Annotated in this window: 16 protein-coding genes; 12 read left to right on the plus strand and 4 right to left on the minus strand. The window is 64.1% G+C overall.

The window, feature by feature from the left end:
- Position 1 precedes the first annotated feature (1 nt).
- Entirely contained in the window at positions 2-541 is a 540-nt protein-coding gene (locus PTE31013_RS21615; RefSeq protein WP_174978665.1) for a TPM domain-containing protein, read from the plus strand.
- Positions 542-547: 6 nt separating this feature from the next.
- Positions 548-1645 carry a bifunctional diaminohydroxyphosphoribosylaminopyrimidine deaminase/5-amino-6-(5-phosphoribosylamino)uracil reductase RibD gene (gene ribD, locus PTE31013_RS21620; RefSeq protein ID WP_150614698.1) on the plus strand — a complete coding sequence of 366 codons (1098 nt, stop codon included), beginning with the start codon at positions 548-550 and terminating at the stop codon, positions 1643-1645.
- Positions 1646-1721: 76 nt separating this feature from the next.
- Here ribD and PTE31013_RS21625 read toward each other — a convergent pair whose 3' ends face one another.
- The 3 genes from PTE31013_RS21625 to PTE31013_RS21635 are packed head-to-tail and all read right to left on the minus strand — an operon-like array spanning position 1722 to position 3519.
- Positions 1722-2483, minus strand: a complete 762-nt coding sequence (locus PTE31013_RS21625) for a 2-keto-4-pentenoate hydratase (RefSeq protein ID WP_150614699.1) — start codon at positions 2481-2483, stop codon at positions 1722-1724.
- Positions 2483-3310 (minus strand): 2-keto-4-pentenoate hydratase, encoded by an 828-nt coding sequence (locus PTE31013_RS21630; protein WP_150614700.1) that lies wholly within the window; start codon positions 3308-3310, stop codon positions 2483-2485. The genes PTE31013_RS21625 and PTE31013_RS21630 overlap by 1 nt, the downstream gene beginning before the upstream one ends.
- A complete protein-coding gene (locus PTE31013_RS21635; RefSeq protein WP_150614701.1) occupies positions 3307-3519 on the minus strand; it encodes a tautomerase family protein in 213 nt (70 codons plus the stop codon). Before PTE31013_RS21635 ends, PTE31013_RS21630 begins: the two co-directional genes overlap by 4 nt.
- A gap of 138 nt (positions 3520-3657) precedes the next feature.
- Here PTE31013_RS21635 and PTE31013_RS21640 point away from each other — a divergent pair, with 138 nt between their 5' ends.
- The 10 genes from PTE31013_RS21640 to PTE31013_RS21685 all read left to right on the plus strand — a co-directional run bounded on the left by PTE31013_RS21640 (position 3658) and on the right by PTE31013_RS21685 (position 13695).
- The gene (locus tag PTE31013_RS21640; RefSeq protein WP_150614702.1) at positions 3658-4563 is read left to right on the plus strand and encodes a LysR family transcriptional regulator; all 906 of its coding nucleotides are present in this window, start codon (positions 3658-3660) and stop codon (positions 4561-4563) included.
- 415 nt (positions 4564-4978) lie between these two features.
- On the plus strand, positions 4979-6091 hold the full coding sequence (locus PTE31013_RS21645) for a branched-chain amino acid ABC transporter substrate-binding protein (protein ID WP_150614703.1): 1113 nt from the start codon (positions 4979-4981) through the stop codon (positions 6089-6091).
- Between the two features lie 103 nt (positions 6092-6194).
- Positions 6195-7118, plus strand: coding sequence for a high-affinity branched-chain amino acid ABC transporter permease LivH (gene livH / locus PTE31013_RS21650; protein WP_150614704.1), 924 nt, complete (start codon positions 6195-6197; stop codon positions 7116-7118).
- An 8-nt stretch (positions 7119-7126) separates the two neighbouring features.
- The gene (locus PTE31013_RS21655; RefSeq protein WP_150614705.1) at positions 7127-8401 is read left to right on the plus strand and encodes a high-affinity branched-chain amino acid ABC transporter permease LivM; all 1275 of its coding nucleotides are present in this window, start codon (positions 7127-7129) and stop codon (positions 8399-8401) included.
- Positions 8398-9165 (plus strand): high-affinity branched-chain amino acid ABC transporter ATP-binding protein LivG, encoded by a 768-nt coding sequence (livG, locus tag PTE31013_RS21660; protein WP_150614706.1) that lies wholly within the window; start codon positions 8398-8400, stop codon positions 9163-9165. Before PTE31013_RS21655 ends, livG begins: the two co-directional genes overlap by 4 nt.
- Positions 9165-9866 carry an ABC transporter ATP-binding protein gene (locus PTE31013_RS21665; RefSeq protein ID WP_150614707.1) on the plus strand — a complete coding sequence of 234 codons (702 nt, stop codon included), beginning with the start codon at positions 9165-9167 and terminating at the stop codon, positions 9864-9866. Before livG ends, PTE31013_RS21665 begins: the two co-directional genes overlap by 1 nt.
- A 251-nt stretch (positions 9867-10117) precedes the next feature.
- Positions 10118-11239: a bifunctional 3,4-dihydroxy-2-butanone-4-phosphate synthase/GTP cyclohydrolase II gene (gene ribBA / locus PTE31013_RS21670; protein WP_150614708.1), complete on the plus strand. Its 1122-nt coding sequence runs from the start codon at positions 10118-10120 to the stop codon at positions 11237-11239.
- 134 nt (positions 11240-11373) lie between these two features.
- Positions 11374-11892, plus strand: a complete 519-nt coding sequence (ribH, locus tag PTE31013_RS21675; RefSeq protein ID WP_150614709.1) for a 6,7-dimethyl-8-ribityllumazine synthase — start codon at positions 11374-11376, stop codon at positions 11890-11892.
- Positions 11892-12344 carry a transcription antitermination factor NusB gene (nusB, locus tag PTE31013_RS21680; protein WP_039375864.1) on the plus strand — a complete coding sequence of 151 codons (453 nt, stop codon included), beginning with the start codon at positions 11892-11894 and terminating at the stop codon, positions 12342-12344. Before ribH ends, nusB begins: the two co-directional genes overlap by 1 nt.
- Positions 12345-12489: 145 nt before the next feature.
- Positions 12490-13695, plus strand: coding sequence for a pyridoxal phosphate-dependent aminotransferase (locus PTE31013_RS21685; protein ID WP_150614710.1), 1206 nt, complete (start codon positions 12490-12492; stop codon positions 13693-13695).
- Between the two features lie 185 nt (positions 13696-13880).
- On the opposite strand, the gene PTE31013_RS21690 is transcribed toward PTE31013_RS21685, so the two are convergent.
- Complete coding sequence (locus PTE31013_RS21690) at positions 13881-14849, minus strand: lytic transglycosylase domain-containing protein (protein WP_150614711.1); 969 nt, start codon at positions 14847-14849, stop codon at positions 13881-13883.
- Positions 14850-15471 lie beyond the last annotated feature (622 nt).

Raw genomic sequence — 15471 nt, forward strand, 5'->3', positions numbered from 1 at the left:
GATGACAAATGAAGCGATCGCGACGCAACACAGGCCGCACGACGTCTCGCGCTGGCTGCGTCACTTGGGCACTTGGCGCGCGCACGCACGATGGCTATTCCCGGACAAGGCGCTGGATGCCCTCGAAGCCGCGATTCGCGATTCCGAGAAAGCGCACCGCTGCGAGATACGTTTGGTGATCGAAGCGGCCATGCCGCTCGCCGCCGTATGGCGCGGTCACACCTGCCGTCAACGCGCGGTTCATTTGTTTCGTCAGCTCGGCGTGGCACACACGAGCGAGCGCACGGGCATCCTTCTGTACATCAACATCGCCGATCACGATATCGAGCTGATCGCCGACAAGGGGGTCGACGCCCGCGTGTCTCCCCGCACATGGGATACCGTCGTCGCCCGGATGAGCGCCGGCTTTCGAGACGAACGTTATGTCCAGAGCGTGCTCGACGCGCTGAACACCCTGCGCGACATTGCGCGCGAATCCCTGCCGGCCCATGCCGGCGCGGCGCCGGACAATGCGTTGACCGACCGGCCGCTGATGATCTGACGTCTCATGTTCTCCGAACAGGATTTCTCTTATATGCGTCGCGCGCTGGCCCTCGCCGAGCGCGCCATGTTCACCACCACGCCGAATCCACGCGTCGGATGCGTGATCGTGCAGGACGGCCGCATCATCGGCGAAGGCTTCACGCAGCCGGCCGGTCAGGATCATGCCGAAGTGCAGGCCATGAAAGACGCACGCACGCGTGGCGAGTCCGTGCGCGGCGCCACGGCCTACGTCACGCTCGAGCCGTGCAGCCATTACGGCCGCACGCCCCCTTGCGCGAAGGGGCTCATCGACGCGGGCGTGAAACGCGTGATCGCCGCGATGGAAGATCCGAATCCGCTCGTGGCCGGACGCGGCCTGAGCCTGCTGCGTGACGCGGGCATCGAAGTGCGCTGCGGGCTGCTGGAACAAGAAGCGCGCGAAATGAACATCGGGTTCGTCGCTCGCATGACACGCGGCACGCCGTGGGTGCGCATGAAGGTGGCGGCCAGTCTCGATGGCAAGACCGCCCTTCACAATGGCGTGAGCCAATGGCTCACCGGCCCGGCGGCGCGCGCCGACGGCCATGCGTGGCGGGCGCGCGCGTGCGCCATTCTCACCGGCATCGGCACGGTGCGCGAGGACGATCCGTCGCTCACGGTGCGCGCGGTGGAAACGACACGCCAGCCGCTGCGCATCGTCGTCGATTCGCGTCTCGATATTGCACCGACCGCCAAGGTCCTCGCCAACGGCAACGCGCTCGTGGTCTGCGCCAATGGCGATCCGGCGCGCGCGGCGCGTCTGCGCGACCTGGGGGTGGAGGTGCTCGACCTGCCCAATCCGAACGGCAAGGTCGAGCTGTCGGCGCTGCTGCGCACCCTTGGCGAGCGTCAGCTCAACGAACTCCACGTGGAAGCGGGATACAAGCTCAACGGCTCACTGCTGCGCGAACGCTGCGTGGACGAGCTGCTGGCCTACTTCGCGCCGTGCATCGTCGGTGATGCGCAAGGCATGTTCCATCTGCCCGCGCTCACGTCGCTCGACGACAAGCTGGCGCTCGCATTCACGGACGTGCGCTTGATCGAAGGTGATCTGCGTGTGATGGCTCGCGTCAAGCGCGACTGAATCCGGGCGCCGATGACGGGCGGGATGGAGAGGCGACAAGCACGGACGTGCTCGCCTCGCCATGCCCCCGGCAAGCTCAGACGTGGAAACCCACGCGACCGAGCGTCTCCATCTCCACCGACACGTACTGGCCCGGCTGAATATATTCGGCCGGTGTTGCACCGCCCGCCATCACGATCCAGCCGGCTTGCAACGGCTCGCCCGCGGCCGCCGACAGTCGCGCCGCCGCGACCAGCGAACGCAACGGATGACCGAGCAGCGCCGCCGTCGAACCCACCTGCACGGTGCGGCCGTTGATTGTCATCGTCAATCCCAGGTTCGAGAAATCGACGCGCGGATCGTGCCAGCCACCGATCACGACACCGCTGGACGACGCATTATCGGCAATCACTTCCGGCAGCGTGAACTTGAAATCCTTGTAGCGTGAATCGATGATCTCGATGGCTGGCGCAATCGCCTCGACCGCCGCGAGCGCCTGAGGGCCCGTGACGTTCCCTTCGAGCGAGCGTTTCAGGATGAACGCGATTTCCGGCTCGACACGCGGATGCACATAGCGCCTGAAGTCGATGGTCGTGCCCTCTTCGACCTGCATGCCGGACGTGAGACGCCCCCAGATCACGTCGGACAGTCCCATCTGTATCATCTTCGCGCGACTGGTGAAGCCCATTTTCACGCCGACGCGCGTCTCACCGCGGTCGGTGCGGCGAGCGATCGACGCGGCCTGAATGGCGTAGGCGTCATCGAGCGACAGACGATTTTCGGTATCGAACTGCTCAACCTCGTGCGCGAAATGCGCGGCATCGTCCAGCCGCCTTGCGTAGTCTTGAATATGGCTCATCAGGCCGCCTCGCTGGCAGGTTCGAACACGGCGCGGACCGAGCCCAGGCCGTTGATACGGGTCTCGAAAATATCGCCGGGCGTCACGGCGGCCATCGGGCCAAGCGCGCCCGAGAGCACCAGGTCGCCGGCCTTGAGCGGCGTGCCGAGCGCCGCCATCGTGCGGGCAAGCCACACGACAGCGTTGATCGGGCTGCCCAGACACGCCGCGCCCGCGCCGACGGACACCGGCTCGCCGCGACGCTCCATGACCATGCCGCACATACGTACATCGAAATCGGCGAGCGTCTTCGGCGTGTTGCCGATCACGTAGGCCGACGACGATGCGTTATCCGCAATCGTGTCGGTGATGCGGATGTTCCAGTCAGCCACCCGACTGCCAACAATCTCCAGCGCAGGCAACGCGTATTCGATGGCATGAATGACGTCGAGCTGCCCCGGGTTGTCGACGTCCAGGTCCCGTCCGATGACGAAGGCGATCTCGGCTTCGATCTTCGGCTGCGTGAGGATCGCGGCGGGAATCGGCTCGCCGTCTCCATAACCCATGTCGTCGAACAGCAGACCGAAATCGGGCTGATCGACGCCAAGCTGCTTCTGCACAGCGACCGACGTCAACCCGATCTTGCAGCCGACGATGCGGCGTCCGGCCGCCAGGCGTCGCTCGGTGTTGATGCGCTGGATGGCATAGGCGTCGTCGATGGTGAGCGGAGCGTACGTCTCGCGCAACGGCGCGATGAAGCGGTGCGAGCGCTCGGCGTCGTGCAGCGCGTCGGCCGCCTGCTGCAAACGCACCTGCGAGGTGGCGTCGCGTGGTGAGGGTGCGCTCATCGGGCGTCCGCCCTGGCCGGCGCCGCCGGCTCGTCCTTGGTGCGCTCGCCCACCGCCCAGTGCGCGGCCGGTACCTGCGTCGCATACACGCGGATCGATTCGAGCGGTGCGCCGAGTGTCTCGTGGACGGTGCGCGCCACGGCCTTTACACAGGCCTTCACGGTGGCGTCGTCGCGACCTTCCACCAAATGGATTTGTACGATTGGCATAAGGCGATCCCCTGAAAATGCGGAAAAGAGAGCTTTCGGGAGCCATCATGCGCGCGCCGCGAGATACCGTCCAATACCAATTTTCCAGATTCCGATACCATTTCGGTATCAAGCCATTACACGGAAACGGAGTCATTCATGGACATCAAGCAAATGCGCTACTTTCTCGCCGTCGCGCAGGAAGGCCACTTCGGACGCGCGGCGCAGCGGCTGAACATGGCGCAGCCGCCGCTCACCCGCCACATGCATGCGCTCGAAGCCCAGTTGGGCACGCCGCTTTTCGTGCGCACCCCCAAGGGCGCCACGCTGACCGCCGCCGGCCAGACGCTGCTCGCCGAGGTGCCGAACATCCTGTCGCTCGCGCGCCGTGCCGAAGAGCAGACGCGCCTCGCCGGCGAGGGCTATATCGGACGGCTCGACGTCGGCATCTTCAGCTCGGGCGTTCTCAACGTGATTCCGCGCTTGCTCGCGAGCTTTCATACAGAGCGCCCCGAAGTGAAGATCGGTCTTCACAACCTGTCGAAGACCGACCAGATCGCGGCGCTGCGCGAGCGGCGCATCGCCATCGGCTTCAACCGGCTGATTCCCGACGAACCGGATCTCGTCGTCGACTGGATTCATCGCGAGCCGTTTCTCGTCGCGCTCTACGAGGGCCATCCGCTGTGCCAACGGGCCTCGCTGACCTTGGCCGATCTCACTAACGAGCGAATGATCCTCTACCCGAATGCACCGGTCGCCGGACTCGCCGAGGAGGTCACGGCCGCATTTCGGGCCGAGGGGGTGACGTTGCGCGTCGAGCAGGAAGTCGAGGACGTGGTGACGTCGATCGCGCTGGTCGCGAGCCGCTTTGGCATCTGCGTGACAACCGAGTCGGCGGCGAACCTGCGTCTGCCCGGCGTGGTGTACCGGCCGCTGAAATCGCGGCATCTGCGCTCCATCGAACTGAACTGCATGTACCGGCGCGACGACGACTCCCCAATTCTCGGCGCCTTTCTCGCCCTCATCCGGGGCGCACGCAATCGGCGTCACGCCTTGGCGATGTAGTGCATCGGTCGATCCGGCCCAACTCGCGATCGGATGCAAAACACCCGGATTGGATTTCAACGACCGGCGGATTGTATCCAAAATGTCCTGTTTCACCATTGGCCTCACCGCTCACATTTGGCCCCGATTTATCGATTCATTCTCCATTTCCCATGTTTTTAATCTGCGTAGTACTACGCATCATTGCTGTGACGACTCTTATTTTTACCTTCCGACCCTTTTGAAACCCTTTATTCATGCGGGTTTCACGAGTCATATGGATAGCTGTTCCAATTTAACGGCGTATTACGCTACTATGGCGCATCGTTTCTGCCGCCTGCGGCAGGAGTGAGCCAATACCGACCGGGTTCAGCCGTCGATCAAGCGCACCGCACGCTCCGGTGCTCAAAAAATACAAATCAAGGAGATGTCCACAATGCAGTTCCGTCACAAATCCCTGTTCGTCGCCGCTGCACTCGCCGTCCTCGGCTCGGCCGCCAACGCCGAGACCGTCAAGATCGCTATCGCCGGCCCGTTCAGCGGCTCGGTTGCCCAATATGGCGACATGGTCAAGGCCGGTGCGCTGACCGCCATCGAAGAAATCAACGCGGCAGGCGGAGTGAACGGCAACAAGCTGGAAGCCGTGATGATGGACGACGCGTGCGAGCCGAAGCAGGCCGTCGCCGTCGCCAACAAGATCGTCAGCCAGAAGATCAAGTACGTGATCGGTCACGTGTGCTCGGGCTCGACGATCCCGGCATCGGACATTTATGAAAACGAGGGCGTGGTGATGATTACGCCGTCGGCGACCGCACCGCAACTGACCGAAGGCAAGAAGCGTCACTTCATCTTCCGCACCATTGGCCGTGACGACCAGCAAGGCCCGGCTGCCGCGCAGTACATCATCAACAAGGTCAAGCCGAAGAAGGTGGCCGTGCTGCACGACAAGCAGTCGTACGGCCAGGGCATCGCCACCTCGGTGAAGAAAGACCTCGACGCCGCCAAGATCCCGGTCGTGCTGTTCGAAGGCATCAACGCCGGCGACTCGGATTACTCGGCCGTCATCACCAAGCTCAAGGCACAAGGCGTGGACTTCGTGTACTTCGGCGGCTATCACCCGGAAATGGGCCTGCTGCTGCGCCAGGCACGCGAACAAGGATTGAAGGCGACGTTCATGGGCCCGGAAGGCGTGGGCAACAAGGACGTGACGGCGATTGCCGGCCCGGCGTCGGAAGGCATGCTCGTGACGCTGCCCGCCGACTTCGCAGCCGACCCGGCCAACGCCAAGCTCGTGAAGGCCTTCGCCACCGCCAAGCGCGACCCGAACGGTCCGTTCCAGATGCCGGCCTACACGGGCGTGCAACTGATCGCCAAGAGCATTGCCGGCGCGAAGAGCACCGACCCGGAAAAGGTGGCCAAGTACCTGCACGCGAACACGTTCGACACGCCGATCGGCAAGGTGGCATATGACGCGGCCGGCGATCTGAAGTCGTTCAAGTTCGTGGTCTACACCTGGCACAAGGACGCCACCAAGACCGCCGCCAACTGATTCCCTGTCGCTTTACCGGCCAGCGAATCCCCCCAGCCGCCCGCCTTCCCCGGCGGGCGGCGTGCATTCGCGTTCGGCCCCCGCTCGTCGCGAGGCTTCCCGCATGAACGAATTTTTCCCACAGTTTGCCCAGCAACTGGTCAATGGCCTGACGCTGGGCGCGATCTACGCGTTGATTGCCATCGGCTACACGATGGTCTACGGCATCATCGGCATGATCAACTTTGCCCACGGCGAGATCTACATGATCGGCGCCTATGTCGGGCTTGTCACACTGACAGCCATCGGTACCGCGGCGGGCTACCCGTTGCCGCTGGTGCTCGGTGCAGCGCTGCTGGTCTCGGTGTTGATCACCGGCCTCTACGGCTTTGCGATCGAGCGGGTGGCGTATCGCCCGCTGCGCGGCGGCCCCCGTCTCGGACCGCTGATCTCGGCCATCGGCATGTCCATCTTCCTGCAGAACTACGTGCAGATCGGCCAGGGTGCGCGTGACGTGTCCGTGCCGATGCTGATCTCCGGCGCCATCGACATTCCGATGGGCGACTTCACGGTGACCATTCCCTACGCTCGCATGCTGATCGTGGGCGTGACCATCGCGCTGATGATTCTGCTTACGCTGTTCATCGCCAACTCGCGCATGGGTCGCGCCTGCCGTGCCTGTGCCGAGGACATGCGCATGGCCAACCTGCTCGGCATCGATACGAACCGCGTGATCTCGTTCACGTTCGTGCTCGGCGCCATGCTGGCGGCCGTCGGCGGCGTGCTGATCGGCCTGACCATCGGCAAGCTCAATCCGTACATCGGCTTCATCGCCGGCATCAAGGCCTTCACGGCGGCGGTGCTGGGCGGCATCGGCAGCGTGCCCGGCGCCATGCTGGGCGGTGTACTGCTGGGGTTGGCGGAAACGCTCGCCTCGGGCTACATGCCTTCCGAGTACAAGGACATCGTGGCGTTCTGCCTGCTGGTGCTGGTGCTGCTGTTCCGCCCGACCGGCCTGCTGGGCAAGCCCGACGTCGAGAAAGTCTGAGGTCGACCATGACACAACCACTCACGCTCCAGTCCGGTACCGCCCAGCGCGCACCGGCCGGCGACACGCTCAAGGGTGCGGTCATCTCCGCGCTCGTGACGATCGTGCTCACCGCCCCCATCCTCGGCCTGCAACTGAAGCTCGACGGCTATCGCGTCGTGATCGAACAGCACTGGCGTCCGGTCTGGATCGCCGCCGCCGTCGTGTTCGTGTTTCAGATGCTCAAGCCGCTGCTGCTACGCTCCACGCGCGCCGTGAAGCTGCCCGCCATGCCCACCCTGGGACGCCGCCAACAACTGAGCGCGATGTGGGTACTGCTCGCCATCGGGCTCGTGTGGCCGTTCATCGGCTCGCGCGGCGCGGTGGACGTGGCGACGCTCGCGCTCATCTACTGCGTGCTCGGTCTGGGCCTGAACATCGTCGTGGGGTTCGCCGGCCTGCTCGATCTGGGCTACGTCGGCTTCTACGCGGTGGGCGGCTATACCTACGCCTTGCTCAACCAGTACTTCGGCCTGACCTTCTGGGAATGCCTGCCGATTGCCGCGCTCATGTCGGCGACGTTCGGCTTCCTGCTCGGGTTCCCGGTGCTGCGTCTGCGCGGCGACTACCTGGCCATCGTGACGCTCGGCTTCGGGGAAATCATCCGGCTGCTGCTCAACAACCTGACGAGCCTCACCGGCGGGCCTGACGGCGTGTCGGGCATTCCGAAGCCCAGCGTGTTCGGTCTCGAGATGGCGCGCTCGTCGAGTGTCGACGGCGTGAAGACGTTCCACGAGCTGATCGGCCTGCCCTACGACGGATCGCACATGGTGATCTACCTCTATCTGCTGGCGTTTGCGCTGGTGGGCTTCACGCTGTTCGTCACGAGCCGATTGATCCGCATGCCGATCGGCCGGGCATGGGAAGCGCTGCGCGAGGATGAAATCGCGTGCCGCTCGCTCGGCCTGAACCCCACGCGCATCAAGCTCTCCGCGTTCACGCTCGGTGCGTCGTTCGCCGGGCTCGCCGGCGCGTTCTTTGCCGCGCGTCAGGGGCTGGTCACGCCCGAATCGTTCACGTTCATCGAATCGGCGCTCATCCTCGCCGTGGTGGTGCTCGGCGGCATGGGTTCGCAAATCGGCGTGATTCTCGCAGCCGTCCTGCTCACCGTTCTGCCGGAAGTCGCACGCGATTTTGCCGAATACCGCATGCTGATTTTCGGCCTGGTCATGGTGCTGATGATGATGTGGCGTCCGCAGGGCCTGTTGCCTGCCACCCGCCCGCACGTGGAGTTGCCGCAATGAGCGCAGAACTGTTGAAACTCTCCGGTCTGCAGATGCGCTTCGGCGGCCTGCTGGCCGTCGATGGCGTCGATTTCGACGTGCGCCAGCACGAAGTCTTCGCGATCATCGGCCCGAACGGCGCCGGCAAGACGACCGTCTTCAATTGCGTGGGCGGCTTCTATCGCCCGACGGGCGGCTCGATCACGCTCGACGGCGACAACATCACCGGCCTGCCGAGCCATAGGGTCGCGCGACGCGGTCTCGTGCGCACGTTCCAGAACATTCGCCTGTTCCGTCAGTTGACGGTCGTGGAGAACCTGCTCGTCGCGCAGCACATGCGCGTACACAGCGGCTTCCTGCAAGGGCTGTTCTCCACGGGGGCGTTCCGCCGTGCCGAGCGCAAGGCGCTCGAGCGCGCCAAGGCATGGCTCGACCGGCTGGGCCTGACGGCCGTGGCCAACCGCGAGGCCGGCACGTTGTCCTATGGACATCAGCGACGTCTCGAAATCGCGCGCTGCATGATCACCGAGCCGCGCCTGCTCATGCTCGACGAACCGGCCGCCGGCCTCAATCCGCAAGAGAAGGTCGAGTTGCAGCAACTCGTCGACAACCTGCGTCACGAGTTCGGCATCTCGGTACTGCTGATCGAGCACGACATGAGTCTCGTCATGGGTGTGTCGGACCGGATTCTCGTGATGGAACACGGCAAGCCGATCATGACCGGTAAGCCCGACGAGGTGCGGCGCGATCCGCGCGTCATCAAGGCCTACCTCGGGGAGGAATAATGCTCAAGCTGGAACAGATCCACACCCATTACGGGGCCGTCGAGGCACTCTCGGGCGTGTCGATCGAGGTGAACAAGGGCGAGATCGTCACGCTCATCGGCAGTAACGGCGCGGGCAAGACCACGTTGATGATGACCGTGTGCGGCACGCCGCGCGCATCGAGCGGGCGCGTCCTGTTCGAAGGTCGCGACATCACGGGATGTCCCACGCACGACATCATGCGCATGGGACTGGCGATTTCGCCGGAAGGCCGCCGGGTGTTCCCGAGTCTGACCGTCATCGAGAACCTGAAAATGGGGGGCTTCTTTGCGTCCAAGGACCAGATCGACGCCGGGATGGACTACGTCTTCAAGCTGTTCCCAAGACTCGCGCAGCGTGGCAAGCAGCGCGCCGGCACGATGTCGGGCGGCGAACAGCAGATGCTGGCCATCGGGCGCGCGCTGATGAGCCGTCCGCGCCTGCTGCTGCTCGACGAACCGACGCTCGGCCTGGCGCCGCTCGTGATCGCGCAGATCTTCGACATCATTCGTGCGATTCGCGAAGAAGGCGTTACCGTGTTTCTGGTGGAGCAAAACGCGAACAAGGCGCTGCACGTGGCCGATCGCGGTTATGTGCTCGAGACCGGCCGCGTGGTGCTCGCCGACTCGGCGGCGAACCTGCTCGCGAACGACGACATCAAACGCGCGTATCTCGGCGCGTGAAATTGCGCACTGCGGTCCAGCGCACGGCGGTTCGGCGTCACAAGGTAAATGGGGATGCGCCCTTCGGGGGCGTCCCCATCCTTGATACCGCGAGTCCGGCGTGCCACCCGCGGCCTCGCCCGGATTTGCACGCCACGCCGTCCGTGGCCTCGACCCGATTCGGATTCATATCATTGCGAGATTCGGGCGCAGACGGGCACCGGCTTGGCGTAGAATAGAGCCTTTCCAAATTCCGCCTCGCGTTGTCCGCTATGCCGTTGGCCACTACAGAAGAAATCATTGCCGAGCTGAAGGCCGGCCGCATGGTTGTCCTCGTCGACGAGGAGGACCGTGAAAACGAAGGCGACCTGGTCATGGCGGCCGAATTCGCGACGCCTGAAGCCATCAACTTCATGGCCAAGTATGGCCGCGGGCTGATTTGTCTCACGCTGACGCAGGCACGCTGCAAGCAGCTCAACCTGCCGCTGATGACCTACCGCAACGGCACCCAGTACGGCACCGCGTTCACGCTGTCGATCGAAGCGGCCGAGGGTGTCACCACGGGCATCTCGGCGGCCGATCGTGCCCACACGGTACAGACGGCCATTGGTCGCGACGCCCGCCCGGAAGATATCGTACAGCCGGGTCATGTGTTCCCGATCATGGCGCAACCCGGCGGCGTGCTCGTGCGCGCTGGCCACACGGAAGCCGGTTGCGACCTGACGGCGATGGCCGGTCTCACGCCCGCGGCCGTCATCTGCGAGATCATGAACGACGACGGCACGATGGCACGCCTGCCGCAATTGCTGGAGTTCGCCGAACAGCACAACATCAAGATCGGCACGATCGTCGATCTGATCCACTACCGCAGCCGCACCGAGTCGATGATCGAGACGGTTGCCACGCGCGAAATGCAAACGGCCTGGGGCCCGTTCCAGGCCACACTCTATCGCGACAAGCCGAGCGGCAATCCGCACCTGGCGCTGGTGCGCGGGGTGCCGAGCCCGGCCGACGAGACGCTCGTGCGCGTGCATGAGCCGCTCTCGGTGCTCGACCTGCTCGAGACCGGTGTGTCGACCCACTCTTGGACCCTCGCTGGTGCGATGCAGGCCGTCGCCGAGGCGGGCAAGGGGGTGATCGTCCTGCTCAACTGCGTAGAAACGCCCGAACACCTGTTCAATCAGTTCGAAGCGCTCGACGAAACCGAGCAAGCGGCGCGCGCCAAGCGCCGCCCGGTCGACTTCCGCACGCACGGCGTTGGCGCGCAAATCCTGCGCGAGCTGGGCGTCGGTAAAATGCGGGTGCTCTCAAGCCCGCGCAAGATTCCCAACATGGCAGGTTATGGCCTGGAGGTCACGGGCTTCCAACCGATGCCCGGCGCACCGATCGCCTAAGTATGCTTCTTGTTTCGATGGCCCGCCCGCCGACGGCAGCGGGGCATCATCTTGCCGAGCCATGCCCGTCTCGGGCATGCCGGCACAACGTTGGCCACACCGCCTGGACGGTACTTTTTTAGAGGAAGCCCATTATGGACATCGGACAATACCAGCCCGAACTCGACGGTGAAGGCCTGCGCGTGGGCATCGTGCAAGCACGATTCAACGACGCCGTTTGCACGGCATTGCGCACCGCCGCCGTGGCCGAACTCGACCGCCTCGGCGTCGATGGCGACGACGTGCTGCTCATCACGGTGCCCGGCGCACTGGAAATCCCGCTGGCGTTGCAGAAAATGGCCGAATGTGGCCAGTTCGACGCACTCATCGCACTCGGCGCTGTCATCCGCGGCGAGACGTATCACTTTGAACTGGTCTCGAACGAGAGCGGCGCTGGCATTACGCGAATCGGCCTCGATTTCGGTATTCCCATCGCCAACGCGGTACTCACGACCGAAAACGACGAACAGGCCGAAGTGCGCGCCGCCGAAAAGGGCCGCGATGCTGCCCGTGTGGCGGTGGAAATGGCCAATCTGCTCGAAGCCATCGACATGCTCGGTGGCGACGACGACGGATCGGACGAAGACGAAGACGAAGAAGAGGAAGATCGGTAATGAAGAGTGCTCGCCGCCGCGCGCGCGAATTTGCGTTGCAAGGGTTGTATCAATGGCTGCTTTCGCGCGACCACGCGGGTGAGATCGATGCGCACCTGCGCACCACCCCGGGCTACGACAAGGCCGATCGTGCTCACCTGGACGCCCTGCTTCACGGGAGCATCCGTGAGGCGGACGCCTTGTCGCAGCAACTCCAGCCTTACCTGGACCGCCCGGCCGCCGAACTGTCGCCGGTCGAGCATGCCGTGCTGGTCATCGGCGCCTACGAACTGATTCACCACCTGGACATTCCGTACCGCGTGGTGATCAACGAGGCCGTCGAACTCGCCAAGACCTTTGGCGGCGTGGAAGGCTTCCGCTACGTAAACGGCGTTCTCGACAAGTTCTCCGCGGAAGTGCGGCCTGACGAAGTCGCCGCGAATCGCAATGGCGGCCGCGGCAAAAGCGCGTAACGTCAGCGCTGTGCCAGACATCGCAGGCCATCCGGCCTGACGATACCGCCGGCGCGACATGGATATGTGCATCGAACGGGATCACCGGCCCCGCAGCGTCGGCCCCAATCCCTCACCTTCTCCTTCCGGTCTCCCCCCCGACATCATGGATCGCACGCCCGACCTCGCCCCCGCCGCACTGAAGCTGGCGCAACGTGTCGACGACATCGCCCCATTTCACGTGATGGAGCTGGCCAAGCAGGCCGCGCTGCGCGAGAAGGCCGGGCATCGCGTGATCCACATGGGCATCGGCGAGCCAGATTTCACAGCCCCCGAGGCAGTGATCGAGGCGGCCGTGAAGGCCATGCGCGACGGACGAACCCAATATACGGGGGCGATGGGCATCCCCGCCCTGCGCGAAGCCATCGCCGGGTACTACCGCAGCTTTTACGGCGTGGAGGTCGAACCGTCGCGCATTGTCGTGACGGCCGGCGCGTCCGCCGCACTCGTGTTGGCATGTGCCGCGCTCGTCGGCGTGGGCGACGAAGTGCTCATGCCGGATCCCTGCTACCCATGCAATCGGCATTTTGTCTCGACGTTTGACGGCAAACCCGTGCTGATCCCCTCGGGGCCCGCGGAACGTTTCCAGCTTACGGCCGAGCGTATCGAGTCCCACTGGGGACCGGCAACCAAAGGGGTGCTGCTCGCCTCGCCATCGAATCCGACGGGCACGTCCATCGAGACCGAAGCACTGGCGCGAATTGTCAAAACCGTGCGCGCTCGCGGCGGCTTCACCCTCGTCGACGAGATTTATCAAGGCCTGTCCTACGACAACAAGCCCACCACGGCGTTGTCCTTCGGCGACGATGTCCTGGTCGTAAGCAGCTTCTCGAAGTACTTCAACATGACCGGCTGGCGCCTCGGCTGGCTGGTCGTGCCGCCGTCGATGGTGGCGACATTCGAGAAGCTCGCACAGAATCTGTTCATCTGCCCGTCCGCCGTGGCACAACACGCGGCAACGGCCTGCTTCGCGCCGGACACGCTCGCGATCTTCGAAGCGCGCAAGGACGCGTTCCGCGAGCGACGCGACTATATCGTGCCGGCGCTCGAACGCCTTGGCTTCCGCGTTCCGGTGATGCCTGACGGTGCGTTTTACGTCTATGCGGATTGCACTGGCGTCGCGCATCCTGACGCCGCCGACAGCGACCGCCTCACGCAGTCCCTCCTGCAGCAAGCTGACGTCGTGCTGGTGCCGGGGCTCGACTTCGGGTTTGCCGAGCCGCGTCGCTACATCCGCCTGTCGTATGCGACATCGCTCGAGCAGTTGCACGAGGCGATCGGTCGCATCGGACGGGTGTTTGCCGCCGGCTGAGTCACCTGTGCCCTGAATGACCGCAGTGCCCGGTATGCCCGGCGGTAAAAAAGAAAAACCCATCGAATCGCTTCGATGGGTTTTTTCTTTGGCGACGCGATATCTCTATATAGAGAGCCATCGCGCCCCGATGATTCGACGGGGCCGATGCGCCGGCCGAGGCGCATCACGCCACCACGGATCAATCAGGCGGCGGTGCTGTCGTCCGCTTCGAGCGACTTGGCGGCCGCCTTGCCCACCGACGCCGCCGGTGTCGTCACCGAATCCGTCGTGTCACCCGACTTGCTGCCGGTCGAAACCGGCTTCGCGACCGCCTTGACCGAGCTGACGATGACCGGCGCTTGCGGCGCGTTCGGCGAGACCTTGTGCCCCATGGCAACGCTGCGCAGACGATCGCGCTCGGCAAGCACCTTGGCGCCATAGCCGCCGTCGCCCGCGCTGGTCGACCCGACATAGCGGCGCAGACCACCGGCGAGCGAGCCGCCGCGAGCAATGCATTCCTTCAGGATCAACGCGCCAACCTTGATGTTGGCAATCGGGTGCAGTGCCGCCTCGGGACCGCCGAAGTACTCAAGCTTGTCCCGGTGTACCTTGGACATGACCTGCATGAGGCCCTGCGCACCCACGGTACTTTCGGCGTACGGGTTGAAACCCGATTCGATGGCCATCACGGCCAGCAGCAGCAGTGGGTCGAGCCCGACTTCCTTGCCGGTCGAGTATGCTGCGCGCACGAGGTTGCCCGTGACGTCACCGGCCACGCGATAGCGACGTGCCAGATAGTCGGCGACGGCGATTTGCTCGCGTGAATCCAGCGCCTTCGTGGCCCGCGCATCAGCGGCCACGCGTTGGTTCGGGATATAGGCCGCGAGCACCGCTGCCGACGGTACGTGCTGTGCCGCTTGCGCCATCATCGACGCATCGGACTGCGATAACTGCCCAACCACACCGCCGTTCGCGCCCAGGCCCGTCGCATTGGCGGAACCGGTGGTTGCCTCGAGCAGCGGACCGACTTGCGACGCCAGATCGGCGCGCCATGTCGGTCGGGCCCACAGCGCGAGCGTGCCGACCACGGCGACCAGACCGACCGCGCTGGACGTATAGAGTCCAACACGACCGCCGTGCCATGCGAGGCGACGCCAATCGCGGCGAGCCATGGCTACCGTTGCCGCACCTCGCGCGCCAAACGCACGAACCGCAGCCAGTAGCCAGGGTGATAAACCAGACTTCTTCATCCTACGTACTCCGGTTACGCCGTCACCACGGGTTGGCCCCGGGGTGTAGGGAAATGAACCGACATGCCCGCCAGGCATCCCGTGTAACGCTCATTTACGGCATAGGGAACAAGGCGGTGCATCGTGTTTGTCATGGACGATGCCACTACCGCCGCAGCACGCCGACCTGTTCAGGTCTCTGGCGCTGACGAGCTATCGCTCGCGCTGCTTCCTAAAACACTGGTTTCCCGACCTCGGTGAGAAAACCAGCGACTGAAAATCCACGTCAATGTTGTAGTTATCGCTAAGCTCGAGCGGGTTGGCCTACCCGTCTTCAAAGCCGCATTCTTGGATTCAACGGGCGGATTGTAGCAGTCATATATAAACAGTCAATACTATCATCATGCAGAATCATTACTAAAAGTAATTTACAACCCTTGTTTTGCCGTGACGCCGGGACGCCTTGCCCGGTAAAATGCCCTGCCTCATCCCCGCGTTTACTGGGGTGTCACTCCGCTTTTCCTGAGATTCAAACGACCGTTTGCACGGGTCGTATGAATTCCGT

This window comes from Pandoraea terrigena, assembly GCF_902459705.1.
In the GTDB taxonomy this organism is placed as follows: Bacteria; Pseudomonadota; Gammaproteobacteria; order Burkholderiales; family Burkholderiaceae; genus Pandoraea; species Pandoraea terrigena.

Excerpts from the sequence above, each read along its gene's own strand:
- PTE31013_RS21615 (WP_174978665.1), top strand. The coding sequence starts at position 2 with ATGACAAATGAAGCGATCGCGACGCAACACAGGCCGCACGACGTCTCG.
- ribD (WP_150614698.1), top strand. The coding sequence starts at position 548 with ATGTTCTCCGAACAGGATTTCTCTTATATGCGTCGCGCGCTGGCCCTC.
- PTE31013_RS21625 (WP_150614699.1), bottom strand. The coding sequence starts at position 2,483 with ATGAGCCATATTCAAGACTACGCAAGGCGGCTGGACGATGCCGCGCAT.
- PTE31013_RS21630 (WP_150614700.1), bottom strand. The coding sequence starts at position 3,310 with ATGAGCGCACCCTCACCACGCGACGCCACCTCGCAGGTGCGTTTGCAG.
- PTE31013_RS21635 (WP_150614701.1), bottom strand. The coding sequence starts at position 3,519 with ATGCCAATCGTACAAATCCATTTGGTGGAAGGTCGCGACGACGCCACC.
- PTE31013_RS21640 (WP_150614702.1), top strand. The coding sequence starts at position 3,658 with ATGGACATCAAGCAAATGCGCTACTTTCTCGCCGTCGCGCAGGAAGGC.
- PTE31013_RS21645 (WP_150614703.1), top strand. The coding sequence starts at position 4,979 with ATGCAGTTCCGTCACAAATCCCTGTTCGTCGCCGCTGCACTCGCCGTC.
- livH (WP_150614704.1), top strand. The coding sequence starts at position 6,195 with ATGAACGAATTTTTCCCACAGTTTGCCCAGCAACTGGTCAATGGCCTG.
- PTE31013_RS21655 (WP_150614705.1), top strand. The coding sequence starts at position 7,127 with ATGACACAACCACTCACGCTCCAGTCCGGTACCGCCCAGCGCGCACCG.
- livG (WP_150614706.1), top strand. The coding sequence starts at position 8,398 with ATGAGCGCAGAACTGTTGAAACTCTCCGGTCTGCAGATGCGCTTCGGC.
- PTE31013_RS21665 (WP_150614707.1), top strand. The coding sequence starts at position 9,165 with ATGCTCAAGCTGGAACAGATCCACACCCATTACGGGGCCGTCGAGGCA.
- ribBA (WP_150614708.1), top strand. The coding sequence starts at position 10,118 with ATGCCGTTGGCCACTACAGAAGAAATCATTGCCGAGCTGAAGGCCGGC.
- ribH (WP_150614709.1), top strand. The coding sequence starts at position 11,374 with ATGGACATCGGACAATACCAGCCCGAACTCGACGGTGAAGGCCTGCGC.
- nusB (WP_039375864.1), top strand. The coding sequence starts at position 11,892 with ATGAAGAGTGCTCGCCGCCGCGCGCGCGAATTTGCGTTGCAAGGGTTG.
- PTE31013_RS21685 (WP_150614710.1), top strand. The coding sequence starts at position 12,490 with ATGGATCGCACGCCCGACCTCGCCCCCGCCGCACTGAAGCTGGCGCAA.
- PTE31013_RS21690 (WP_150614711.1), bottom strand. The coding sequence starts at position 14,849 with ATGGCTCGCCGCGATTGGCGTCGCCTCGCATGGCACGGCGGTCGTGTT.